This window comes from Nocardioides conyzicola (assembly GCF_039543825.1).
Classification (GTDB): Bacteria; Actinomycetota; Actinomycetes; order Propionibacteriales; family Nocardioidaceae; genus Nocardioides; species Nocardioides conyzicola.
This window is the reverse complement of record NZ_BAABKM010000002.1, coordinates 2,383,183-2,405,639: the sequence shown is the minus strand read 5'-3', so window position 1 is coordinate 2,405,639 and position 22,457 is coordinate 2,383,183. Positions and strand designations below refer to the sequence as shown.

The following is a 22,457-nucleotide window of genomic DNA, read 5'->3' as shown; positions in this document are numbered from 1 at the left end:
GCCTCTCAGATCTCGACGTCGACGCCCTGCCCGGGGACGATCTCGACGCTGGCCATGAACTGCTGGAACTCCGGCACCATCTGCTCCCACTGCGCGTAGGTGCAGGTCAGGGTGTAGATCACCACCACCCGCTTCTCCGGGTCGTCGACGTCCACGATCCCCTGCACGACCTGCGCCTGCCGCAGGTCGTAGGTGCGGCCGTTCATCGCGATGACCGCCCCGATCGCCTGGGTCACCGCCGGGGCGTGCTCGGACTCGATCACCTTGCGCTTCACGAGCTCGACCTCGGTCGCTCCCTCGAGCTCCAGCTTCACGACCGACTCGTCGGCGATCTGCTCCAGGCTGGCACCATCGGTGCGCCAGTCGCCCGAGATGGTCAGGGTCGGGTCGTAGTCGCCCGGGAGCCCGCGCCGTACGGCGAGGAACGCGGCGTTGGTGACGTCGAGCGCCTCCGGCTGGACCGGCTCCCACTCCTCGTTGGGGAGGGCGAAGCGCACGGGCACGGGCAGTGTGGTCGTCATGACAGGAAGTCTCCGATGCCGTCGATGATGTCGCCACCGGTCTCGACGATCTCCACCGGGTCGATCGTGATGTGGCCGCTGAGCTTGCCGCCGAGGCCGAGCCCGATGCCGCCCTCGCCGCCGATCTCGAACTTGCCGTCCTTCATGCCGAAGTCCAGGTCGCCGGCGATCCCGATACCGGCCCAGCCCTCGGCCTTGCCCTCAGCCCCGACGCCGCCGACGTCCCCGCTGATGCTGCCCTCGATCTTGCCGCCGGCGAACGCCTCGCCGCCGGCGTGCACGCCGTCCTTGCCGATCGTGAGGTCGCCCTTGGCCTCCGCCTCGACCGACGCCTCGCCCTTGACCTCGGCCTCGGCGATGCCCCACTCGCCGCCGGCCGAGCCCTCGAGCTTGATCAGGGTCGCCGCGGCGTGCGCCTCGGCCGTGAGTCCGTTGGAGTCGAGCTTGCCGCCCGCGCCGGCCTCCACGCCCGCGACGGTGATCTTGCCGTCGGCGTGGACCTTGACGTCGCCCCAGTAGTCCTCGACGGATCCTTCGGCACCCCAGGCGTGCGCCTCGGCGCTCACCTCGCCGAAGTTGATCGTCCACTTGCTGTCGGGCTTGCCGTCGTCGCTGGTGCCCGGCTTGCCGCCGCCGTAGGTCTTGGACCAGTTGCCCCAGTCGATGCTCGGGCCCTTGGCCTCGGTCGAGGCCCCCGGACCCGACGACGTCTCGACCTTGGCCCCCGGCAGGCCGCCGAGCTCCTCGACGGCGACCATGCCCGCCTCGTCGAGCGCCTTGCGGGCGTCCTCGAGGATCTGCTTGGCCTCCTCGCGCATCGCGTCACCGGGGTCGACGAACGGTCCCGGCTTCCCGGGTCCCATGGACGGGGTGACCGGGCCGCCGCCGTACGACGGCACGCAGACCTGGCGGTTGACGTAGGCGTTGTAGTTGTCGACCGCGTTGTTGTAGTCGGTGACCGCCTTGTCGGAGGCCGCCTCGGCCTCCTGCCACTTCTTGATCGCGTCGGCGGCCTTGCTCTGCGCGGTGGTCAGCGCGCCGGCGTACGTCGAGAGCGATTTGGACGCCTTGGTCAGGACGTCGGCGTACGCCGTCCACTTCTTCTGCTCGGCCGAGCGGGCGCTGGCGTACGCCGGCTCGCCGAAGCCGCCGGACCAGCCGGCGATGGTGATGGCGTCGAAGTCGTCGGCCAGCCCGGAGACGCGGGTGGACTCGTCCGACAGGCGGGTGGCGTTGGCGCGGACCTGGCTCGGCTCGCCCTTGATCAGCGCCTTGGGGTCGGTGGTCGAGCCGAGCTCGGCTCCTTCGGGGAGGCTCATCGCGGACCGCTCGGCGTGCCGAAGGTGCCGAAGGGCGAGGACGGGCTGAGCGGGCCACCGCCGTTGATGAGCGGGCTCTGGAAGACGCTGCCGATGGTCTCGTCCGTGGTCTCGTAGTGGTTCGCTGCGGCGTCGAGGCTGTCGCCGAGGCCGGTGGCACCGTCGTGCAGGGCCACGGTCGCCTTGTCGAGCTGCTCGCCCACCGCCTTGACCCACGCGGCCAGCTCCACGTGCCCGAACGACGTCGGGTCGACGTGGTCGATCTCGACCCCGTCGGATCCCAGGCTGTCGGCCACCTTCTCGTAGCGGCCGGCGGCCGCGCGCAGATTGTCGACCAGTACTTCGTAGCTCATCTGTAGTCCCCCGAGCGTTGACGGTCCCCACGCCAGATACCCACGCTCACCTCACACAAACGCGAGCGCCGGGAGTTCCCGCACGACATGATCGGCGGGTGCTCCTCGACATCCAGCTCGACGCCCGTCCCGACCACGCCGTCGACCGGGCGCGGGAGCTGGCCGCGACCGGCATCGCCGGGCTCTTCACGTTCGAGGGCCCCCACGACGTCTTCCTCCCGCTCGCCGCCTCCGCCTCGGCGGGCGTCGACGTCGACCTGATGACCAACGTCGCGATCGCCATGCCGCGCAGCCCGATGCACCTCGCCAACGCGGCGTACGACCTGCAGCTGATGTCGGGCGGGCGCTTCCGCCTCGGTCTCGGGTCGCAGATCAAGCCGCACATCGAGAAGAGGTACGGCGCCACGTGGTCGCCGCCGGCCGCACGGATGCGCGAGATCGTGCTCGCGGTCAAGGCGATCCTCGGCTCCTGGCAGGACGGCACCCCGCTGCACTTCGAGGGCGAGCACACCCGGCACACGCTGATGCCGCCGACGTTCGTCCCCGGGCCCAACCCGTACGGCGTCGCGCCGGTGCTGCTCGGCGCGCTCGGGCCGGTGATGACGCGGACGGCCGCCGAGGTCGCCGACGGGCTGCTGGTGATGCCGTTCCACAGCCACCGGCACTTCCGCGACCGGACGCTGCCGGCGGTGGACGAGGGCCTGTCCCGCTCCGGCCGGACCCGCGCCGACTTCTCGATCCTGCCGCAGGCGATCGTGGCGATGGGGCGGACCGAGGCCGAGATGGAGGCCGCGACGGTGGGGGTGCGCGGACTGCTCGCGTTCTACGGCTCCACCCCGGCGTACGTCCCCGTGCTCGAGGCCGAGGGCTGGGAGGGCGTGCAGCCCGAGCTCAACCGCCTGTCGAAGACGGGCGACTTCGGCGCGATGTTCGCGCTGGTGACCGACGAGATGCTCGCGACCCTGGCCGTCCGGGGCACCCCCGAGGAGTGCGCCGCCGAGATCGGGCGCCGGTTCGGCGACGTCGCCGAGCGGGTGTGCTGCTACTTCCCCGGCTACGAGCCGCCGGCGGAGCAGGTGGCGGCGCTGGCCGGGGCGCTGGGTCAGCTGTAGCGGCGCCGCGCGCCCGGCGCGGTGGAGTGGATCGCGACCCCGGCGATGCCGGCGACGAAGAGCATGATCGTGGCCTTGCCGGCCCACGCGGGCAGCACGCCGGAGACGAAGATCGTGGCCACGTGCAGGCCGAGCACCAGCGGCACCCACCGGGGGACGGTGCGGGCGCGGAGCAGCGCGATCGCGAGCAGCAGCTCGCCGAGGAAGAAGCCGGCGATCCAGCCGTAGAGGAAGATCCGCAGCCCCGCGTCGTTGGCGATGTCGTCGAGTCCCTTGTCGACGATGGTGTTGGTCCGGACCAGCGCCCGGAAGAACACCATCAGCATCGCGTAGCCGGCGGTGCCGATGAACCCGAACTCGAGCACCACGGCGCTGACCAGCGCGAGCACCCGGCCGCGCTGGTCGAAGAGCGTCAGGATCGACGGCAGGCCCAGCGTCAGGCACACGGCCGCGAGGAAGTAGATCGCGGCGACGCACAGCCACACGCCGCCCTGGTCCTCGACGATGTGGAGCGTGTCGGTGGTGCTGTCGCTGCTCGGCAGCAGGATGGTGCCGAGCGCCAGCGCCAGCGCACCGGTGAGCAGCAGAGCCGCCGAGAACGGCAGCCAGTCGGTCTTCACGCGCTCACCGTAGGGGTCCCGGGCGCCGTCGGCCGGAGAATCGCCGGGCTCGCGGCGGACGGTCAGACCAGCAGCTCGGCGAGCTCGTGGACCTGGCCGACCGACGAGTCGGTCGGGATCAGCTGCACCTCGTCGCAGCCGAGGTCCTCGACGCGGCGCAGCAGGTCGCGCAGCTCGGCCGGCGTACCGGCGAAGCCGGCGGTGGCGGCCAGCGCGTCGACGTACTGCTCGGGGATCCAGTTCATGTAGTGCCGCAGGTGCCGGCGGACCTGCTCGCGGGCCCGGTCGGCCGGTCCCAGCGCGAACCAGAACGACGTCGTGACCCGCGGCGTACGGCGCCCCTCATCCGCCCAGGCCTCGCGGGTGAGCGTGAAGACGCGGGCCATCTCGGCGAGGTCGAGGTCGAGCGACATCCCGGCGAGGCCGTCGGCCCACGCCGCCGCCGACCGGATCGTGCGCGGCCCGAGGGTGCCGACCAGCAGCTCCGGCCCGCCGGGCTGCACGGGCAGCGGCCCGACCGGCCGCACGGAGTCCGTGACCTTGTCGCCCGCCCAGACGCGCTTCATGACCGCGACCCGGTCGGCCATGTCGCCCATCGTCCTCGACGACAGGGGCACCCCTGCAGCTCGGTAGTCCTCCTCGCGCCCGCCCACGCCGAGCCCGACCGAGAGCCGTCCGTGGCACAGCTGGTCACCGGTGGCGAGCGCCTTGGCCAGCGACACCGGGTCGTGCAGCTGGGGCACGACGACCGTCGTGGTGAGCCGGGCCCGCGAGGTCCAGGCGGCGACCGCGCCGAGCAGCGTGAGCGAGTGCGGGTTGTCGAACGCCATCCGCTCGCCCCAGCACAGCGACGACCAGGGCCCGTCGTCGACCGCACGCGCCCACTCCTCGAGCGTCGCGGCGCCCTGCGCCCACAGGTCCGGCTCCATCACGGGCAACGTCATGCCTACGTCCACCGGCCTAGTGTGACGGGCATGACCTCCCCGCTCGTGGACCAGGCGCGCCGACAGACGCTCGGCGACCTCCCCCGTCGTACGGCGCAGCGCGTGCCCGACAAGCTCGCCGTCGTCGACGGGGACGTCCGGCTGACCTTCGCGGAGCTCGATGCGGTCGTGGACCGGACGGCGGCCGCCATCCACGCCCACGGTCTCGCTCCCGGCGACAAGCTCGCGCTGCTGTGTCACAACAGCTGGCAGTTCGTGGTCCTCAACTTCGCCTGCGCGCGGGCCGGCGTGGTCCTGGTGCCGATCAACTTCATGCTCGGCGCCGACGAGGTCGCGTTCATCCTCGACCGCAGCGGCTCGACGGCGTTCGTGGTCGAGGACGGACTGCTGCCGGTGGCCGAGGATGCGCTCGGGGCCGCGACCAGCGGGACGGTCATGACCCGTGCGGTCGTCCGGCTCGGCGGCGGCGACGTCCCCGAGGGCTGGGCCGACCTCCAGGACTGGCTCGACCACGAGGGCACGCCGTACGACGTGGTGCTCGGCGACGACGACCCGGTGCGGATGATGTTCACCTCGGGCACCGAGTCACGGCCGAAGGGCGCGCTGCTGTCGAGCCGGTCCTTGATGTGGCAGTACGTGTCGTGCGCGCTCGACGGGCAGATGAGCGCCGACGACGTCGAGCTGCACACGCTGCCGCTCTACCACTGCGCGCAGCTCGACTGCTTCCTCGGCGTCGACGTCTACCTCGGCGCGACCAGCATCATCCTGCCGGCGCCCGACCCGGGCGCGATCCTGCGGGCGATCGCGGAGCACCGGGTGACGAAGTTCTTCGCGCCCCCGACGATCTGGATCGGGCTGCTGCGCCACCCCGACTTCGACACCGCCGACCTGTCGTCGCTGCGCAAGGGCTACTACGGCGCCTCGCCGATGCCGGTCGCCGTGCTCGAGGAGATGAGCCGCCGGCTCCCCGACGTCGACCTCTGGAACTTCTACGGCCAGACCGAGATGTCCCCGCTCGCCACGATCCTCGGACCCGACGAGCAGCTGACCCATCCCGGGTCGGCCGGCCGCGCTGCGCTCAACGTCGAGACCCGGATCGTCGACGACCAGGACCGGCCCGTGCCCGCCGGGACCGTCGGCGAGATCGCCCACCGATCGCCGCACGCGACCCTCGGCTACTACCTCGACAAGGACAAGACAGCGGAGGCCTTCCGCGGCGGCTGGTTCCACTCCGGCGACCTCGGCTACCTCGACGACGGCGGCCGGCTCTACGTCGTGGACCGCAAGAAGGACATGATCAAGTCCGGCGGGGAGAACGTCGCCAGCCGCGAGGTCGAGGAGGCCATCTACCTGCTCGACGGCGTCGCCGAGGTCGCCGTCTTCGGCGTCGACCACCCGCGCTGGGTCGAGGCGGTCGCCGCGGTCGTCGTACCCAAGCCCGGTGCCGCCCTGACCCCCGACGCCGTCATCGAGCACACGCGGTCGGTGCTGGCCGGCTTCAAGACGCCCAAGTACGTCGTCGTGGTCGATGCCCTCCCCAAGAACCCGTCCGGCAAGATCCTCAAGCGCGAGCTGCGGGCCGAGCACGCCGACCTGGCGGCCGCGGACGGCTGACGAGCGGGCTCGGTCAGAGGACGTCGATCGACGTCATCAGCAGGATCCAGAGCACGACCACCAGCAGGAGGCCGACCAGCGCCCTCCACACGAGCTGCTCGGCGGTGGCCTGACGACGCGACATGGGACCGACGGTAGGAACGCCGACAGGGCGGGTCATCCCCGATTTGAGGTATTCAGAGGAGCCAGCGCGCGAGCAGCGTGCCGTCGGACTCGAGCAGTGTGTGCAGCCGCAGCGGTACGTCGACCGGCGGGCTCTGCACGATCCTCGGGTGCTCGCCGCCGACCAGCAGCGGGACGGTCGTCGTGCAGAGCTCGTCGACGACGCCCGCCGTCAGCAGGTGCCCGAGCAGGGACGGGCCGCCCTCGCAGAGGATGCTGGTCCACCCGCGGTCGACCAGCATCCGCTTGAACGCAGCCGGGTCGCGGAGCGGCACGAGCAGCACCTCGTCGGCCGGGGCGTCCCGCAGTCCCTCGGGGAGCTCGCGCCCTCTGCTGACCACGACCATCGGCCGGCCGGCCGGCCGGTAGCCCTCGATGCGGGCGGTCCCGGCACCGACGACGATCACGTCGGCGACCGACCGGAGGTGGTCGAAGACGAGCTTGTCGGCCGCGTTGTTGAGCGACCCGCTCTTGCCGGACTCGCCGGTCGCGGCGCCGTCCAGGGACGACACCATGTTGACCCGCAGCCAGGGCTCGCCCCGTCGGTCCGGCGGGACGGCGTACAGCTCGGCGAGGTCGTCGGTGTCCGGGCCGACCAGCACCCTCACCACTGCCACCTCAGCACCCAGTACTGCACGCCGAAGGGGTCGTCGTCGTAGTCCGCCTGCGCCGGCACGCCCGGGGGGAGCAGGTCGGCCAGCCGCGCGATCCCGTCGAGTGACGCGAGAAGGTCCTTCCCGAGCTCGATCGGGGGCCAGCTCGCGTCACTCGACGTCAGGGCGGCCCGCAGCGCGTCGTCGTACGCCGCCGCCCGCTCGTCGAGGAAGCCCGGCGCCTTCTCGGAGCGACGGGCCGAGCCGTTGCCGACGACGAGGTACGACGGCTCGTCGTGGCCGCGGTCGGTCGAGCCGAGGAGGTGGTCGGCGACCCGCTCGCCCTGGGCGTCGCCGAGCACGGTGACCTCCCGGCCCAGCCAGCCGACCGCCGCGAGACAGGCCGCCCGCAGGTCGGCGACGGGGTCCTCCAGCGACGCGTAGGACGGCAGCAGCGCCAGCACGCCCGGCACCAGCACGACGCGCGTCACTGCAGGCCCCGGATCGCGCGGCGGGGCGGGCGACGGCCGGCGATCGAGGAGACCATGTCGACGACCTGGCGGGTCTCGACCACCTCGTGCACGCGGTAGATCCGGGCGCCGGCGAGGGCGCAGACCGCGGTGGCGGCGAGCGTCCCGACAAGGCGCGACCCGACCGGCAGGTCGAGGGTCTCCCCCACGAAGTCCTTGTTGGACAGCGACACCAGCACCGGGTAGCCGGTGTCGACCATCTCGCCGAGCCGGCGGGTGAGCTCGAGCGAGTGGAAGGTGTTCTTGCCGAAGTCGTGGGCCGGGTCGATCACCACCGATTCCCGCGGGACCCCGGCGGCCACGGCCCGGGCGGCGTACGCCGTCGTGTCGGCGATCGCGGCGGCCACCACGTCGTCGTACTCGATGCGATAGGGGCGGGTCCGGGGCGTGACCCCGCCGGTGTGGGTGCAGATGATCGCGGCGCCACCCGCGGCGGCGGCATCGACGAGCTCGGGGTCGGCGCCGCCCCACGCGTCGTTGATGACGTCGGCGCCGGCCGCGCACACGGCCTCCGCCACGGACGCGCGCCAGGTGTCGACGGAGATCACGACGTCCGGGAAGGCCTCCCGCACCCGGGCCACGAACTCGACCACCCGCGACCTCTCCTCCGCGGCCGTGATCTCCACCCCGGGGGCCGCCTTGATGCCGCCGATGTCGACGATCTCGGCGCCCTGCGAGACGACCAGCGAGACCCGGTCGAAGGCGCTGTCCTCGGCCCAGGTCGCGCCCTGGTCGTAGAACGAGTCGGGCGTGCGGTTGACGATCGCCATCATCAGCGTGGCGTCGTCGTCGAAGCTGTGGCGTCCCAGCCGGAGCGTCATCCGACGCTCACCGCCGGCGGCCGCTCCTCCACGGCCGGCCCGGCGCCGGTCCGCGCCAGGGCGGCGGCGAGGATCTGGGTCGCCATGCCGCTGAGGTCGCGCAGGGACTGGTGCCGGTGGGCGCGTACGCCGAGGTCGACCTGCGCGATCGCGTCGAGCCCGCGGGCCCGCTCGGTGTCGATGAGGGCCGCGAGCTCGACGGCGTACTCGTGCGGGACGTGCAGCTGCTCGAAGAGCGACCGGCGCACGGCCCACTCCCCCGCCAGCGGCTGGTGCAGCCCGGCCAGCTCGGGGAAGAGCAGCCGGACCAGCGGGCGGGCGACCAGCTCGGTGACGCGTCCGCCCTCGAAGGGGACCGCGGCGCCGTCCGAGACGAGGGGTCGCTCGTAGAAGCCCTTGACCAGCTCGACCGACGGGTCGGTGAGCAGCGGCCCGAGCAGCCCCGGCACGAAGTGGGTGTCCCAGTCGACCAGGTCGGCGTCCATGAAGACGACCAGCTCCCCGGCCGTCACGAAGAGCGACTTCCACATCGCCTCGCCCTTGCCCGGGCGGGTGCCGAGGTCGGGCCGGATCTCGACCGAGCGGTGCACGGTCGCGCCGGCATCGGTCGCGACGGCGTACGTCTCGTCGGTCGAGTCGGAGTCGATGACGACGATCTCGTCGACCAGCTGGACGGTCTCGACGAGCGCGAGGCGCACCTGCGCGACCACGTCGCCGACCGTCGCGGCCTCGTTGCGGGCGGGGACGACGAGGCTGACGACCCGCGACCCCTTGGCCGCGACGAGCGAGTCGAGGGTCCAGTCGTCCCAGTGGTGCGTGTGCCGCCGGGACCACTCCGCCACGTCCGACCGTGCGTCGGGCGGAGCGGCAGCGTCGGGCACGCGATCGAGAGTAGACGACCAGGTCCACCGCTCTGCCCGAGGGCAAATTTGACCGCGCGGTTCGTCTCCGACGGCAGGTGACGGGTGTATGAATCAGGCATGACATCGGGGGATGAGCCGCCGCGACGTGGTCGCGGTCGGCCGCGTTCGCCGGGAGCCGAGCAGAAGATCCTGCACGCGGCGCTCGAGGAGTACACCGAGCACGGCTGGGCCGGCTTCACCATGGACGGCGTCGCTCGCCGCGCCAGCTTCGGCAAGTCCACGCTCTACCTGCGCTGGCCGGACAAGGACGCGCTGCTCACCGACGCCGTACGCCTGCGCAGCCGGACCGTCGTCGAGGTCGACACCGGCTCGCTGCGGGGGGACCTCACCGCCCTGGCGACCGCCGTCTTCCGCGAGTTCGCCGACCCCGAGGGGTGGGCGGGGTTCCGGATGGTCGTCGACAGCGCGAGCGCGAGCCAGCCGCTGGGCGGCTTCACCCGCGAGATCAGCGGGGTGCACCGCGAGATCATCGGGGCGATCTTCGCCCGGGCCCGGGACCGGGGCGAGCTGAGCGGCGAGGTCGACCCGGTGTCGATCACCGACCTCGTGTACGGCGCCGGGCTCTTCTTCACGCTCGGCCGACGGCTCGACCACCAGGCGGTCACCGAGGAGGTGCTGGCCGCCCGGGTGGCCGACGTCGTGCAGGTGATCGTCGCCGGGATCGACTGAGCCCAGGTGCTTCCACCCCAGCCTCAGGTTGACCAACTGGGCCATACCCGACGCCACCTGCCGGGTGTTTCAATCACCCCATGAGCCCTGGGGAGGAGCCGCGCCGCGGTCGGGGTCGTCCCCGCACCCCGGGCGCCGAGGACAAGATCCTCGCCGCCGCGCTGGACGAGTACGGCGAGCACGGCTGGGCGGGCTTCACGATGGACGCGGTCGCGCGGCGGGCCGGGGTCGGCAAGTCGACGGTCTACCTGCGCTGGCACGACAAGGACGCGCTGCTGACCGACGCGGTGACCAGCCGCGGGATGGAGCTCACGACCGTCGACACCGGCACGCTCGAGGGCGACCTCACGCAGCTCGCGGTCAACCTGCTGCGGCACTTCCACTCCGCGCCCGGCTGGGCCGCGCTGCGCGTGACCTTCGACTGCGCGAGCTCGACCGAGCCGCTGGGCGACTTCTCCCAGGCCGTGTCCCAGGTCCACAGCCGGCAGGTCGAGCAGATCTGCCAGCGTGCCATCGACCGCGGCGAGATGATCGAGGACTACCCGCTCGGCGCCGTCACCGAGGCGATCTACGGCGCCGCGATGATCAACTCGCTCTCCGAGCGGCTCGAGAGCCGGACGGACGACGACACGGCGATCGAGACCCGCGCGGCGTCCGTGGTCGCGATGGTGCTGCGCGGGATCGCGACCGGTCAGCCCAGGTAGTCGCGGACCCCGGCGACCAGGCCCCGGGCGTACGTCGTACGCCCGGCCGGTGACGCCATCCGGCGCGCGTCGACGCGGTCGCGCATGTTGCCGAGCTCGACCATCACCGTCGGCACCCGCGACAGGTTGAGCGTGGCCAGGTCCGTGCGCTGGTCGAGGCCGTCGCCGCCGGCGATGTAGTTGGCAACGGGGAGGTCCTGGCGCACCAGCGCGGCGCGGGTGAGCCGCGCCAGCCGGAGCGAGCCTCGATCGCGGTCCGGGGCCGCAATCACGTGGAACCCACGCGCGCCGCGCTTCAGGTTGCCGTCGCCGTGGATGCTGAGCTCGAGATCGGCCCGCGCCTTGTTGCCCGCGCGGCCCCGCGCGTCCACGCACGGCCCCCACCGGTCGCTGCTGTTGCTCGTCCGGGTCAGCACCACGGTGGCGCCGAGGCGCTCCAACCGCGCCTGGACCCGGCGGGCAACCCGCCAGACGAACGTCGCCTCCGCCAGGCCGGCCGACGTCGCGGTGCCGGTGGTGTTGCAGGCCTTGCGGCCCCCGCGGCCGTCGGGCACCAGCCGGTCGATCCGGCGCGGGAAGTTGTGGTTGCCGAGCTGGTGACCCGGGTCGAGCACGACGACCCGGCCGGCGAGCGGCAGGTCAGTGTCGCGCGCGGACGCGTCCGGCCGGTCGGCGTACGCCGGCGCCCCGAGGAGCAGCAACGCTCCGGTGAGCGCGATCAGCCGGACCAGACGCGAGGACATGCCGACCACCCTAGGTCGCGATCACCCGCCGTCTATCCTCGACGACATGAGCTGGCTGGTCACCGGAGGCGCCGGGTACATCGGATCGCACGTCACGCAGGCACTGCGTGACGCCGACATGCGGCCGGTGGTGCTCGACGACCTGTCGTCCGGCCACGCGTCGTTCGTGCCCGACGACGTGCCGTTCGTCGAGGCCACGATCCTCGACCAGGACACCGTCGCGGCCACCCTGCGCGAGCACGGCGTCGTCGGCGTGATCCACCTGGCGGGCTTCAAGTACGCCGGGGTGTCGGTCAGCCGGCCGCTGCACACCTACGAGCAGAACATCACCGGCACCGCCCGCCTCCTCCAGGCGATGACCGACACCGGCGTGCAGTCGATGGTCTTCTCGTCGAGCGCGGCGACGTACGGCACCACCGACGTCGACCTGGTCACCGAGGAGACGCCGACCCACCCGGAGTCGCCGTACGGCGAGACCAAGCTGGCCGGCGAGTGGCTGATCCGCGACGTCGGCCGGGCCACCGGGCTGCGGCACACCTCGCTGAGGTACTTCAACGTCGTCGGCTCGGGCTCGCCCGCGCTCTACGACACCAGCCCGCACAACCTCTTCCCGCTCGTCTTCGACGCGCTCGTCGAGGGCCGCACCCCGCACATCAACGGCGACGACTACCCGACGCCGGACGGCACCTGCGTGCGCGACTACGTGCACGTGACCGACCTGGCGCAGTCCCACGTCGTCGCCGCGCAGCGCCTCCTGGCCGGCGACGACCTCGAGCCGGTCTACAACCTCGGCAGCGGCGAGGGTGTGTCGGTGCGGCAGATCATGGACGCCGTGCGCGACGCCACCGGCATCGACTTCGAGCCCGAGGTGCAGGCCCGCCGACCCGGCGACCCGGCCCGCATCGTGGCCAGCGGCGAGCTGGCCGCGCGCGACCTCGACTGGGCGATGCGGCACGACCTGCACGACATGGTGCAGTCGGCCTGGGACGCGCGTCGGCAGGCCACGACGCCGGCCTGACCAGACCGCCGTGTGACGCTCTCGCTACGTTTCGACGACGTCCGGTCGCAGCGGCCTTCCGGCACCTAGCGTCGGCTCACCGAGCCGACCCTGGAAGCCCACGTTGACCGAGCAGACCACTCTCCGACCCGACCCCGTCGCCGCCGCGGTGCGCTTCCTCGACACCCGCGTGCAGGCAGATCTCACCACCGCCCTCGCCGACGGCGACGACGCCCGTGCGGCGTACCTGCGCCAGAGCCTGCGCATCCTGGACGGGATCCGCGGCGACCTCGAGTGCGACCGACGCCCGGCTCCCCCCGAGCTCGCCCGGCTGACCTACGAGTGGGCGGCGAGGTACGCCGACCACCCGGACTTCGACACCTTCTGGCTGCTGCTGGTCTGAGGTCAGGGCCTCCAGGCGGGGTCGCGCCCGATGAACGCGATCAGCCTGGTCTGCGGATCGGCGTCGTCGGACACCGGCACGCGCGCGCCGTACTGCCCGCTGGCGCGGAGCATCTCGTCCATCGGCTCCATCCCGGCCAGCATCTGCGCGCAGGTCTCGGCGTCGAGGGTCTCGTCCTGGCCGGTTGCGCGGGCGAGGTCCCAGGTGTGCATGAAGACGTCGGCGGTGTAGAAGCGGTCGACGGCCTCCGGCAGCCGAACGTCGCCGATGTGCGGGTTGCTCAGCACGCGGTCGGCGTACGCCGGGTCGTCGAGCAGCTGTTGCACCGCGGCGACGTGCGTGTGCCAGGCGGCGGCCGGGTCGTCGGCCACCGACGGCCCGGCGTCGAGCCGGATGCCGGTGCCCGACTCCAGGAAGGCCGGGAACCACTCGACGAGGTGCCCGACGACGTCGCGGGCGGTCCAGCCCTCCACGGGCGCCGGTGCGTCCCAGTCGGTCGCGCCGTCGACCCGTCGGGTGAAGTCGCCGGCGACCTAACTCTCGGCCTAGTCATATGGCTTGTGACGAGACCGACTGCGGGATGGCGGATGCTTCTTTAGGCTCGTTTCGTGTCATGGCGACCAGCACTTCGCGCGCCGTCAACTCCGCTGTCGATGGGGGCGCGTGCCCCCACTCGCCGAGCTACCACCGCTAGTTACGAGATCGTCACCCATGTTGGGTACGCGCGGCGTACAGTCCCTGCCGGGCGCGTAGAGACCCCGGCGCCTGCTGGCGGGCAGGCCCGGGGCGTGGCCGACTAACTAGGAGTCGACGTGACCGAAGATATCTCCAACCGCGTGGAAGTGGCGCAGGTCAGACCGAACCGAGACGGGATTCCGTCGCTGACCGGGCTGCGATTCTGGGCCGCAATGCTCGTCGTTTTGTACCACGCGAACCTGCTAGTCGGCAGCATCCCCGGGATCTCATTCTTCGTAGAGTACGGCCGCACGGGGGTGACTTTCTTCTTCGTGCTCTCCGGGTTCATCCTCGCGTGGAACTACTGGGACCGCCCGACACGGCCGCCCGTGTTCTACTGGAGGCGGTTCGCGCGGATCTACCCGTTATTCGTTGTCACGGCGGCTCTGTCTTTGGGTGTGTACGTGTGGATGTCCGCCCTCCCCGGCCTCGCCGAGACCGTCGGCACCTTTCTGCTCCTTCAGGCGTGGGTGCCGAACTGGCGTGAGGGTGGAGCAAACCCACCCGCGTGGACGTTGAGCTGCGAGGCGTTCTTCTATGCCGTGTTCCCGCTCATGCTGCTTGTCGCGGCCCGGTGGCGACGACACCTGATGCTGCTCCTGTGGCTCGCGCTCGCGGTCATGGTGGTGACTTGGGCGGTCGCTGGTGGGATGGGCAATTCTTGGGTGCTCGATGTGTTCCCAGCGACCCGCGCGTTGCAGTTCGCGGTTGGTGTGCTGGCCGGCATCTTGCTCCGCGAAGGTCGCCGGTGGTCGATCAACTACGGCCTGGCGATCGCTGCGGTGATCGGCTATCACGTCGGTCTTGTAGCGTGGTCTGAGTGGCACGATGGGGGCGTCAGGTACACCCTTGACCCATACAGCGCCTACATGGCCTCGTCGTGGCTGGCCACACCGGTGTTCCTCTTGCTGATCGTCGCCGCTGCCCAGCGAGACCTGGACGGGCGACCAACCGGACTGAAGTCCCCGACAATGCTCAAACTCGGGCACTGGTCCTTCGCTCTTTACCTCGTCAACGAGATGATCTTCAGGGCCTGGGACCACTTCCAGGCTCCGGTGGACAATGTCACGCTCCGCATCCTGGCGTGGATTGCATTGGCCGGCCTGAGCCAGATTGCCGCCGCCTTGCTCTACAAGGCCGTCGAGCACCCCGCCGAGAAGTACCTCCGCGTTAGATGGTTCGGCCGAACAACTCCTGCCGCCGGTCAGCGGGATCAGGTGAAGGAGTAGGAACTGACCAGGGGGCGATGTGCCCGATTTGCCCAGCGATCGAGCCGGGACGGGGCGTACGAGTGGCCGTATACCTTCGCGCGTGCGCCCTTGGGGATGTTGCCCACCTCCGTGACGCTCTCGATCGCGGGGGTCACGACGCCGTCAATCGCGACCGAGCGGAGCTACGAAGCCCGCCACTTCGGGTCGCGTCCGATGAACGCGATCAGCCGAGTCTGCACGTCGGCGTCGTCGGGCACCGGCACGCGCGCGCCGTACTGCCCACTGGCGCGGAGCATCTCGTCCATCGGCTCCATCCCGGCCAGCATCTGCGCGCAGGTCTCGGCGTCGAGGGTCTCGTCCTGGCCGGTGGCGCGGGCGAGGTCCCAGGTGTGCATGAAGACGTCGGCGGTGTAGAAGCGGTCGACGGCCTCCGGCAGCGGGACGTCGCCGATGTGCGGGTTGCTCAGCACGCGGTCGGCGTACGCCGGGTCGTCGAGCAGCTGTTGCACCGCGGCGACGTGCGTGTGCCAGGCGGCGGCCGGGTCGTCGGCCACCGACGGCCCGGCGTCGAGCCGGATGCCGGTGCCCGACTCCAGGAAGGCCGGGAACCACTCGACGAGGTGCCCGACGACGTCGCGGGCGGTCCAGCCCTCCACGGGCGCCGGTGCGTCCCAGTCGGTCGCGCCGTCGACCCGTCGGGTGAAGTCGCCGGCGACCTCGCGGTGGTGCTCCGCCGGACTCGTCATGACTCCCCCTCCAGCAGCTCGTCGAGCTGCTCGTAGCCCTCGCGCACGCCGACGTCCATGCCGCTGCGCAGCGTCTGGTCGCGGATCTCGATCGACTCGACGACCGACGTCGCGACCACCCGGCAGCGGCCGCCGTCGAGCGGCTCGAAGGTCGTCGTCTCCAGGCTCACGCCGTCCGGCGCCCCGTCGTACGACCAGGTCTGCACGATCCGTTCGGCGGGCCGGACCTCGTGGAACGACCCCCAGAAGCCCATCCGGAAGTCATCGCTCGCGCGGCGGGCCGTGTAGCGCCACTCGCCGCCGGTGCGGGCGTCCCAGACGTCGATCGTCGTGTCGATGCTCCGCGGGCCGCACCACTGGGTGAAGAGGTCCGGGTCGACGAACGCCCGGAACACCCGCTCCGGCGGCGCCTCGAACTCGCGGACGATGCGGATCACCGGCAGGTCCGGCACCGCCTCGATCTCAGTCACGTTGCGGGTCTTCATGATGCTGCGCCCTCCTCGCCTCTCCGCTCGTCCTCGGTCGCGAGCACGGCGTCGAGACGGCTGAACCGCTCCTCGGCCTGCGTCCGGTAGCGCTCGATCCACGCCGTCATCAGGTCCAGCACCTCCGCCTCGAGGTGGACCGGCCGCCGCTGCGCGTCCCGGCTGCGGCTCACCAGGCCTGCGTCCTCCAGCACCTTGACGTGCTTGGAGACCGCCTGCACGGTGACGTCGTACGGCGCCGCCAGGTCGCCCACGCTGGCGTCGCCCTCGACGGCGAGCCGGGCCACGAGATCGCGGCGCGTGGGATCGGACAGGGCTTGGAACACCCGGGACAGCTGGTCCGTCATACGCACTCCTCAACCGATTGGTTGATCAACCGTGCCACGAAGTCGCGCGCGTTGTCAACCGATCGGTTGCAACCGTCGGGCGGAGCGCTGCAGGCGCTCAGGCCCCGGCGGTGTCGTAGTCGCGGGCGAGCCCCACGAAGGCGTCCTCGGTCTCGCCGGCGCGGAACGCCCGGCCCACGACGACGGCCACCGGGATCGGGGCCAGACACCAGAGCGCGACCCCCGTGATCGCCAGGATGAGTACGGTCATAGCCCTAATGTGACCACGATCACGGGATCGCAAACCTGGGCCACGCGAAAAGTAATCCCGTCGTCGAGCGTCAGAAATCCGCCGGACGCACGTCCTTGCCCTGGGTGTAACACAACCCACCTAGTGTTCAAAGGGAATCGGCTGCGGGGTCGCCCACCATGGGGCATGGTTGTCCTCGGTGATCGGGGGGGCCTCAGGGCGCGACACCAATGGTTCGGGGGAACGGCATGGGGCTGGCATGACACTGCTTTCGGTGAAGAGGACGAGGACGCTCGGTCCGCCGAGTCGCGCCCTGCGCTACCTCCCCGTCTCCGCCCTGGTCCTCGACTTCCTGCTGATGACGGGTGTCTTCTTCCTCGCCATCGTCGGCCGCAGGCGGTTGGGCGTCTTTGACAGCCCGAGCGACGTGACGTCGACCCTCCAGATCGTCGGACCGCTCGTGCTGCTCAGCTGGCTGGTGGTCATCGCCGCATTCGGCGGCTACCACGACGACGTCTTCGGCGCCGGCACGGATGAGTACAAGCGGGTCTTCAACGCCAGCATCGTCACCGCCGGCCTGCTCGGTGTCGGGTGCTACCTCGCCAAGTTCCAGCTATCCCGCGGCTTCTTCCTGCTCGCCTTCGGCCTCGGCGTCCCGGCCCTGCTGCTCGGTCGCTGGGTGCTCCGCCAGGCGGTCCACCGGGCCCGTCGTCAGGGCAAGCTCCAATACCGGGTGCTGATCGCCGGCACGCCTGAGCACGTCGACGAGATCGCCGCCGTCCTGAGCCGCGAGTCCTGGCTCGGCTACCACGTGTCTGGCGCGTTGGTGCCCGTCGCGGACCTCCAGGAGGAGACTGCGTCGGGCATTCCGATCATCGGCGCCTGCGAGCAGGCGACGTCGGTGATCACGGCCTCCGACGCTGACTTGGTCTTCTTCGCGGGCGGCGCGCTCACCTCCGCAGGCCAGCTGCGCCGGATCGTCTGGGACCTCGAGCAGGCGCACGTCCAGGTCGTCGTGGCGCCAAGCGTCACGGACGTGTCCGGCGAGCGGATCAAGGTCCGTCCCGTGGGCGGCCTACCGCTGATGCACATCGACCCGCCGCGCTCGACCGACGCGGCTCGCTGGGGCAAGCGACTCTTCGACCTCTTCGGCTCGTCCTTCCTGATCCTCGCCTTCAGCCCGTTGATGGCGTACGCCGCACTGCGGGTCAAGCTCGCCGACGGGGGCTCGGTTTTCTTCCGCCAGACCCGCACCGGTCGCGACGGCAAGCAGTTCGGCTGCCTGAAGTTCCGCACCATGGTGGTCGACGCCGAGGAGCAGCTCGCCGCACTGCACGCCCAGATGGGCCACGAAGGCGGACTGTTCAAGATGCAGGACGATCCCCGAGTGACCAAGCCCGGCAAGTGGCTGCGCCGCTACTCCCTCGACGAGCTGCCGCAGCTCTTCAACGTGTGGCGCGGCGAGATGAGCCTCGTCGGCCCGCGCCCGCCGTTGCCGCGCGAGGTCGCCAGCTACGAGTCCGACGTGCTCCGCCGCCTGCGGGTCCGCCCCGGTATGACCGGCCTGTGGCAGGTGTCCGGCCGCTCGGACCTCTCCTGGGCTGAGGCTGTTCGTCTCGACCTCTACTACGTCGACAACTGGTCGATGCTGCAGGACATCTCGATCCTGGGTCGGACCGTCGGTGCCGTCTTCGGCTCCCGCGGCGCTTACTGAGGCTGGGCTCAGCGCTCAGTCGTCGAGCAGCCCGAGCAGGTAGGTGCCATAGCCGCTCTTGACCAGCGGCTCGGCCAGCGCGGCGAGCTCGTCGTCGGTCAGGAAGCCCATCCGCCAGCCGACCTCTTCCGGGCAGCCGATCTTGAATCCCTGCCGGTGCTCGATGGCGCGCACGTAGTTGCCGGCCTCGTTGAGGTCGTCGATCGTCCCGGTGTCGAGCCAGGCGACACCTCGCGGCAGCACCTCGACCTGGAGCTTGCCCTCGTCCAGGTAGGTGCGGTTGAGGTCGGTGATCTCCAGCTCGCCGCGGGCCGACGGCTGCAGCGCCTTCGCGCGATCAGCCACGGACTGGTCATAGAAGTAGAGACCGGGCACCGCGTAGTTGCTCTTCGGCTTCTCGGGCTTCTCCTCCAACGACAGCGCGCGTCCCTGCTCGTCGAACTCCACGACTCCGTACGCCGTCGGGTCGGCCACGCGGTAGCCGAAGACCGCCGCCCCGTCGAGGTCCTCGAACCGGGTGAGCTGGGTGCCGAGACCCGGGCCGTAGAAGAGGTTGTCGCCCAGCACCAGGCCGGCGCTACCTCCGCGGATGTGCTCCTCGCCGATCACGAAGGCCTGCGCGAGCCCGTCGGGACTGGGTTGCACTGCGTACGTGATCGAGATGCCGAACTGACTGCCGTCGCCGAGCAGCCTCACGAACTGCTCCGCCTCGTGCGGCGTGGTGATCACCAGGACGTCGCGGATCCCGGCCAGCATCAGCGTCGACAGCGGGTAGTAGATCATCGGCTTGTCGTAGACCGGCATCAGCTGCTTGCTCACCGCGAAGGTGATCGGATGCAGCCGGGAACCGGTCCCACCGGCCAGGATGATTCCACGCATGGCTGGGATCCTATGCGGGGACAGTCTTCCGACTGTCGGTGTCCATCGAGCCGATGACGATTATCGGTGTGCCATCGACCCGCAGCCGCACTCGACGGCCCCGTGGGGCCAGGTCAGATCCAGCACCTCCGAGTGACAGCGCCGGTCGGAGAACGCGAGGCGCTCCGCGACTCGACCGAGCGGACCCAGGCGCCGATGCCCGCACACCGAACAGCCTCCGCGTTTGCGCGTTAACGTCATCCACTGATTGGAGCGCCGCCGACGGTCGCGACGGAGCGGGCGGGCCGAATATGCCCAGTTCTGGGGATCGCGGAGCACGTGACCGAACGCACATGCCGGGAACCTCCATCTCTGTACCGAATGGCTCGAGAGCTGACTGCTCCTCGTACGATCCAGTTATGGATCGCATCCTCGTGACCGGCGGGGCCGGCTTCATCGGCTCCAACTTCGTCCACCATCTCGTGGCCAACACCGACGCCCACGTGACGGTGCTGGACAAGCTGACCTACGCCGCAACCCAGGAGTGCCTCGACGGGCTGCCTGCGGACCGCGTCGAGCTGGTGGTCGGCGACATCGCCGAGCCCGAGGTGGTCGAGCCCTTGGTGGCCGGTGTCGACGCGGTTGTGCACTACGCGGCGGAGTCGCACAACGACAACAGCCTGGAGGATCCGGGGCCCTTCATCCGCACCAACATCGTCGGCACGTTCACGCTGCTCGAGGCGGCACGCAAGCACGACAAGCGCTTCCACCACGTGTCGACCGACGAGGTGTACGGCGACCTCGAGCTCGACGACCTGAAGCGGTTCACCGAGGACACGCCGTACAACCCGTCCTCGCCCTACTCCGCCTCGAAGGCGGGGTCCGACCACCTGGTTCGCGCCTGGGTCCGCTCCTTCGGCGTCCGCGCGACGATCTCCAACTGTTCCAACAACTACGGGCCGTGGCAGCACATCGAGAAGTTCATCCCGCGCCAGATCACCGAGGTTATCGACGGCCGCAAGCCGCGTCTCTACGGCGACGGGCTCAACGTCCGGGACTGGATCCACACCGAGGACCACTCGTCGGCGGTGCTGGCGATCCTGGAGCGCGGCGAGATCGGTGAGACCTACCTGATCGGTGCCGATGGGGAGAAGAACAACCTCGAGGTCGTGCAGGCGATCCTGCGGCACTTCGGGCGGAGCGAGGACGACATCGAGTTCGTCCGCGACCGGGCCGGTCACGACCGCCGCTACGCCATCGAGTCCGGCAAGCTGCGCCACCAGCTCGGGTGGCAGCCGACCTACCAGGACTTCGACGCCGGGCTGCAGGCCACGATCGACTGGTACGTCGCGCACGAGGACTGGTGGCGCCCGCACAAGGACGCCGTCGAGGCGTCGTACGCCGCGAAGGGCCAGTGATCGTGGCCGACCTCGCGCTGGTCGAGACCCCCATCCCCGGTCTGGTCGTCCTGCACCTGCCGGTGCACGAGGACGCGCGCGGCTGGTTCAAGGAGAACTGGCAGCGCCAGAAGATGGTCGCGCTCGGCCTGCCCGACTTCGGCCCCGTGCAGAACAACATGTCCTACAACGCCCACCGCGGAGCCACCCGAGGCATCCACACCGAGCCGTGGGACAAGTTCGTGTCGGTCGCGACCGGTCGGGTCTTCGCGGCCTGGGTCGACATGCGCGAGGGTCCGACCTTCGGCACGACCTTCCACGTCGAGATCGGCCCCGACGTCGCCGTCTTCGTGCCTCGGGGTGTCGGCAACTCCTACCAGGCGCTCGAGGACGGGACGGTCTACTCCTACCTGGTCAACGAGCACTGGCGCCCGGGCACGGCCTACCCCGCACTCAACCTCGCCGATGCGACCGCTGTGATCCCGTGGCCGATCCCGCTCGCCGAGGCCGAGGTCTCCGAGAAGGACCTGGCCAACCCGACGCTCGATGCGGTGACCCCGATGGCGCCCAAGAAGACCTTGATCATCGGCTGCCGCGGCCAGCTCGGCCGCGCGCTGCAGGTCGACTTCCCCGGCTCGGACCTGGTCGACCTGGACGAGCTGGACGTCACCGATGCCGAGGCCGTGGCCGCCTGGCCCTGGCACGAGTACGCGCTCGTGCTGAACGCCGCCGCCTACACGGCCGTCGACGCCGCGGAGACGCTCGACGGACGGCGTACGGCGTGGGCGGCGAATGCCGCAGCACCGGCGACTCTCGCCCGCCTCTCGCGCGAGCACGGCTTCACCCTCGTGCACTACTCCTCGGAGTACGTCTTCGACGGCACGGCCGAGGAGCACACCGAGGACGAGTCGCTGTCGCCGCTCGGTGTCTACGCACAGACGAAGGCCGCCGGCGACATCGCCATCGGCACGGCTCCGCGCCACTACCTGCTCCGCACCTCCTGGGTGATCGGCGACGGCAACAACTTCGTGCGCACCATGAAGCGGCTGGCCGACAACGGCGTCTCGCCGAGCGTGGTCGACGACCAGACCGGGCGGCTCACCTTCACGTCTGAGCTCTCCCGCGCGACCAAGCACCTGCTCGAGGTCGGTGCGCCGCACGGCACCTACAACCTGAGCAACGGCGGCCCGGTGCTCTCGTGGGCGGAGATCACGAAGACGATCTTCCGACTGGCCGGCCGGGACGAGGCGGACGTGACGCCCACGACGACGGCGGCGTACTTCGCGGACAAGCCGGAGGCGTCACCGCGGCCGCTCAACAGCGCGATGAGCCTCGCGAAGATCGAGGCGACCGGGTTCGTCCCGGAGGACGCGATCGTGGCGCTCGAGCGCTACCTCAGCGCCGACGCGTGAGGCTGGCGAGGGCCGGCCGCACGTCGGCTAGGTAGACGAACGCCGCGATCGTGAAGACGAGGTTGAGCAGGTTGAGCAGCCCCGGGAACACGAACTGCACGACGAGACCGAGGCCGAGGATGATGGTCCACGCGGGCTTCGTGAGCTTGCCGGCCGCCGGGTAGGACTCCGCCGACCACAGCAGTGAGTTGACGAAGGCGAAGATCTTCACGGCGAGCAGCGCCAGCTCCACGACCAGCATGAAATTTGCCTCGAGGTCGAACACCGTCATCACGCGGCACAGCCTACGTGGGGG

At 70.7% G+C, this 22,457-nt stretch carries 26 protein-coding genes and 1 pseudogene; 10 read left to right on the top strand and 17 right to left on the bottom strand.

Features of this window, described 5'->3' with window-relative positions:
- Nucleotides 1-5: 5 nt before the first annotated feature.
- From ABEA34_RS14710 to ABEA34_RS14700, 3 genes are read right to left on the bottom strand one after another with little or no spacing between them, the layout of a single operon-like run.
- A complete protein-coding gene (locus tag ABEA34_RS14710; RefSeq protein ID WP_345522099.1) occupies nt 6-521 on the bottom strand; it encodes a hypothetical protein in 516 nt (171 codons plus the stop codon).
- Nucleotides 518-1,840, bottom strand: a complete 1,323-nt coding sequence (locus ABEA34_RS14705; RefSeq protein ID WP_345522098.1) for a putative T7SS-secreted protein — start codon at nt 1,838-1,840, stop codon at nt 518-520. Before ABEA34_RS14705 ends, ABEA34_RS14710 begins: the two co-directional genes overlap by 4 nt.
- A complete protein-coding gene (locus ABEA34_RS14700) occupies nt 1,837-2,193 on the bottom strand; it encodes a WXG100 family type VII secretion target (protein ID WP_345522097.1) in 357 nt (118 codons plus the stop codon). Before ABEA34_RS14700 ends, ABEA34_RS14705 begins: the two co-directional genes overlap by 4 nt.
- Nucleotides 2,194-2,291: 98 nt before the next feature.
- On the opposite strand from ABEA34_RS14700, the gene ABEA34_RS14695 reads away from it, so the two are divergent.
- Complete coding sequence (locus ABEA34_RS14695; protein ID WP_345522096.1) at nt 2,292-3,305, top strand: TIGR03617 family F420-dependent LLM class oxidoreductase; 1,014 nt, start codon at nt 2,292-2,294, stop codon at nt 3,303-3,305.
- Here the strand turns inward: ABEA34_RS14695 and ABEA34_RS14690 are convergent.
- Nucleotides 3,296-3,925 (bottom strand): hypothetical protein, encoded by a 630-nt coding sequence (locus tag ABEA34_RS14690; protein ID WP_345522095.1) that lies wholly within the window; start codon nt 3,923-3,925, stop codon nt 3,296-3,298. The two genes, ABEA34_RS14695 and ABEA34_RS14690, sit on opposite strands and share 10 nt — an antisense overlap.
- A 62-nt stretch (nt 3,926-3,987) precedes the next feature.
- The gene (locus ABEA34_RS14685; protein ID WP_345522094.1) at nt 3,988-4,869 is read right to left on the bottom strand and encodes an LLM class flavin-dependent oxidoreductase; all 882 of its coding nucleotides are present in this window, start codon (nt 4,867-4,869) and stop codon (nt 3,988-3,990) included.
- A 30-nt stretch (nt 4,870-4,899) separates the two neighbouring features.
- Between ABEA34_RS14685 and ABEA34_RS14680 the strand changes: the two genes are divergently transcribed.
- Nucleotides 4,900-6,483, top strand: a complete 1,584-nt coding sequence (locus ABEA34_RS14680; protein ID WP_345522093.1) for an acyl-CoA synthetase — start codon at nt 4,900-4,902, stop codon at nt 6,481-6,483.
- Between the two features lie 176 nt (nt 6,484-6,659).
- On the opposite strand, the gene ABEA34_RS14675 is transcribed toward ABEA34_RS14680, so the two are convergent.
- The 4 genes from ABEA34_RS14675 to ABEA34_RS14660 are packed head-to-tail and all read right to left on the bottom strand — an operon-like array spanning nt 6,660 to nt 9,470.
- A complete protein-coding gene (locus ABEA34_RS14675) occupies nt 6,660-7,253 on the bottom strand; it encodes a dihydrofolate reductase family protein (RefSeq protein WP_345522091.1) in 594 nt (197 codons plus the stop codon).
- On the bottom strand, nt 7,250-7,729 hold the full coding sequence (locus tag ABEA34_RS14670) for a class III extradiol ring-cleavage dioxygenase family protein (RefSeq protein WP_345522089.1): 480 nt from the start codon (nt 7,727-7,729) through the stop codon (nt 7,250-7,252). The genes ABEA34_RS14675 and ABEA34_RS14670 overlap by 4 nt, the downstream gene beginning before the upstream one ends.
- Nucleotides 7,726-8,589: a dihydropteroate synthase gene (folP, locus tag ABEA34_RS14665; protein ID WP_345522088.1), complete on the bottom strand. Its 864-nt coding sequence runs from the start codon at nt 8,587-8,589 to the stop codon at nt 7,726-7,728. Before folP ends, ABEA34_RS14670 begins: the two co-directional genes overlap by 4 nt.
- Entirely contained in the window at nt 8,586-9,470 is an 885-nt protein-coding gene (locus ABEA34_RS14660; protein WP_345522086.1) for a glucosyl-3-phosphoglycerate synthase, read from the bottom strand. Before ABEA34_RS14660 ends, folP begins: the two co-directional genes overlap by 4 nt.
- Before the next feature lie 99 nt (nt 9,471-9,569).
- Between ABEA34_RS14660 and ABEA34_RS14655 the strand changes: the two genes are divergently transcribed.
- Nucleotides 9,570-10,181, top strand: coding sequence for a TetR/AcrR family transcriptional regulator (locus ABEA34_RS14655; protein ID WP_345522085.1), 612 nt, complete (start codon nt 9,570-9,572; stop codon nt 10,179-10,181).
- Between the two features lie 80 nt (nt 10,182-10,261).
- Entirely contained in the window at nt 10,262-10,885 is a 624-nt protein-coding gene (locus ABEA34_RS14650; protein ID WP_345522084.1) for a TetR/AcrR family transcriptional regulator, read from the top strand.
- On the opposite strand, the gene ABEA34_RS14645 is transcribed toward ABEA34_RS14650, so the two are convergent.
- Nucleotides 10,873-11,628 (bottom strand): N-acetylmuramoyl-L-alanine amidase family protein, encoded by a 756-nt coding sequence (locus ABEA34_RS14645; protein ID WP_345522083.1) that lies wholly within the window; start codon nt 11,626-11,628, stop codon nt 10,873-10,875. The two genes, ABEA34_RS14650 and ABEA34_RS14645, sit on opposite strands and share 13 nt — an antisense overlap.
- 46 nt (nt 11,629-11,674) lie before the next feature.
- Between ABEA34_RS14645 and galE the strand changes: the two genes are divergently transcribed.
- Nucleotides 11,675-12,646 (top strand): UDP-glucose 4-epimerase GalE, encoded by a 972-nt coding sequence (galE, locus tag ABEA34_RS14640; RefSeq protein WP_345522082.1) that lies wholly within the window; start codon nt 11,675-11,677, stop codon nt 12,644-12,646.
- Between the two features lie 103 nt (nt 12,647-12,749).
- Nucleotides 12,750-13,028 (top strand): hypothetical protein, encoded by a 279-nt coding sequence (locus ABEA34_RS14635; protein WP_345522081.1) that lies wholly within the window; start codon nt 12,750-12,752, stop codon nt 13,026-13,028.
- A gap of 2 nt (nt 13,029-13,030) precedes the next feature.
- Here ABEA34_RS14635 and ABEA34_RS14630 read toward each other — a convergent pair.
- Nucleotides 13,031-13,537 (bottom strand): annotated as a pseudogene (locus ABEA34_RS14630) (TIGR03086 family metal-binding protein); the annotation flags it as partial.
- Between the two features lie 303 nt (nt 13,538-13,840).
- On the opposite strand from ABEA34_RS14630, the gene ABEA34_RS14625 reads away from it, so the two are divergent.
- Nucleotides 13,841-14,992: an acyltransferase family protein gene (locus ABEA34_RS14625; protein WP_345522080.1), complete on the top strand. Its 1,152-nt coding sequence runs from the start codon at nt 13,841-13,843 to the stop codon at nt 14,990-14,992.
- A gap of 164 nt (nt 14,993-15,156) precedes the next feature.
- Here the strand turns inward: ABEA34_RS14625 and ABEA34_RS14620 are convergent, their stop codons facing one another.
- From ABEA34_RS14620 to ABEA34_RS14605, 4 genes are all read right to left on the bottom strand, one after another.
- A complete protein-coding gene (locus ABEA34_RS14620; protein WP_345522079.1) occupies nt 15,157-15,720 on the bottom strand; it encodes a TIGR03086 family metal-binding protein in 564 nt (187 codons plus the stop codon).
- Nucleotides 15,717-16,205 carry an SRPBCC family protein gene (locus ABEA34_RS14615; RefSeq protein WP_345522078.1) on the bottom strand — a complete coding sequence of 163 codons (489 nt, stop codon included), beginning with the start codon at nt 16,203-16,205 and terminating at the stop codon, nt 15,717-15,719. The genes ABEA34_RS14620 and ABEA34_RS14615 overlap by 4 nt, the downstream gene beginning before the upstream one ends.
- Nucleotides 16,202-16,552 (bottom strand): ArsR/SmtB family transcription factor, encoded by a 351-nt coding sequence (locus ABEA34_RS14610; RefSeq protein WP_345522077.1) that lies wholly within the window; start codon nt 16,550-16,552, stop codon nt 16,202-16,204. Before ABEA34_RS14610 ends, ABEA34_RS14615 begins: the two co-directional genes overlap by 4 nt.
- A 97-nt stretch (nt 16,553-16,649) precedes the next feature.
- The gene (locus tag ABEA34_RS14605) at nt 16,650-16,802 is read right to left on the bottom strand and encodes a hypothetical protein (protein ID WP_345522076.1); all 153 of its coding nucleotides are present in this window, start codon (nt 16,800-16,802) and stop codon (nt 16,650-16,652) included.
- 253 nt (nt 16,803-17,055) lie between these two features.
- Between ABEA34_RS14605 and ABEA34_RS14600 the strand changes: the two genes are divergently transcribed.
- Nucleotides 17,056-18,495 (top strand): sugar transferase, encoded by a 1,440-nt coding sequence (locus ABEA34_RS14600; RefSeq protein WP_345522075.1) that lies wholly within the window; start codon nt 17,056-17,058, stop codon nt 18,493-18,495.
- Nucleotides 18,496-18,510: 15 nt separating this feature from the next.
- Here ABEA34_RS14600 and rfbA read toward each other — a convergent pair whose 3' ends face one another.
- On the bottom strand, nt 18,511-19,374 hold the full coding sequence (gene rfbA, locus ABEA34_RS14595) for a glucose-1-phosphate thymidylyltransferase RfbA (protein ID WP_345522074.1): 864 nt from the start codon (nt 19,372-19,374) through the stop codon (nt 18,511-18,513).
- Nucleotides 19,375-19,772: 398 nt separating this feature from the next.
- On the opposite strand from rfbA, the gene rfbB reads away from it, so the two are divergent.
- Both rfbB and ABEA34_RS14585 read left to right on the top strand, forming a co-directional pair.
- Nucleotides 19,773-20,771, top strand: coding sequence for a dTDP-glucose 4,6-dehydratase (rfbB, locus tag ABEA34_RS14590; RefSeq protein ID WP_345522073.1), 999 nt, complete (start codon nt 19,773-19,775; stop codon nt 20,769-20,771).
- A gap of 2 nt (nt 20,772-20,773) precedes the next feature.
- Entirely contained in the window at nt 20,774-22,162 is a 1,389-nt protein-coding gene (locus ABEA34_RS14585; RefSeq protein WP_345522072.1) for a sugar nucleotide-binding protein, read from the top strand.
- Here the strand turns inward: ABEA34_RS14585 and ABEA34_RS14580 are convergent.
- Entirely contained in the window at nt 22,146-22,433 is a 288-nt protein-coding gene (locus ABEA34_RS14580) for a DUF2516 family protein (RefSeq protein ID WP_345522794.1), read from the bottom strand. The genes ABEA34_RS14585 and ABEA34_RS14580 overlap by 17 nt on opposite strands.
- Between the last annotated feature and the right edge of the window lie 24 nt (nt 22,434-22,457).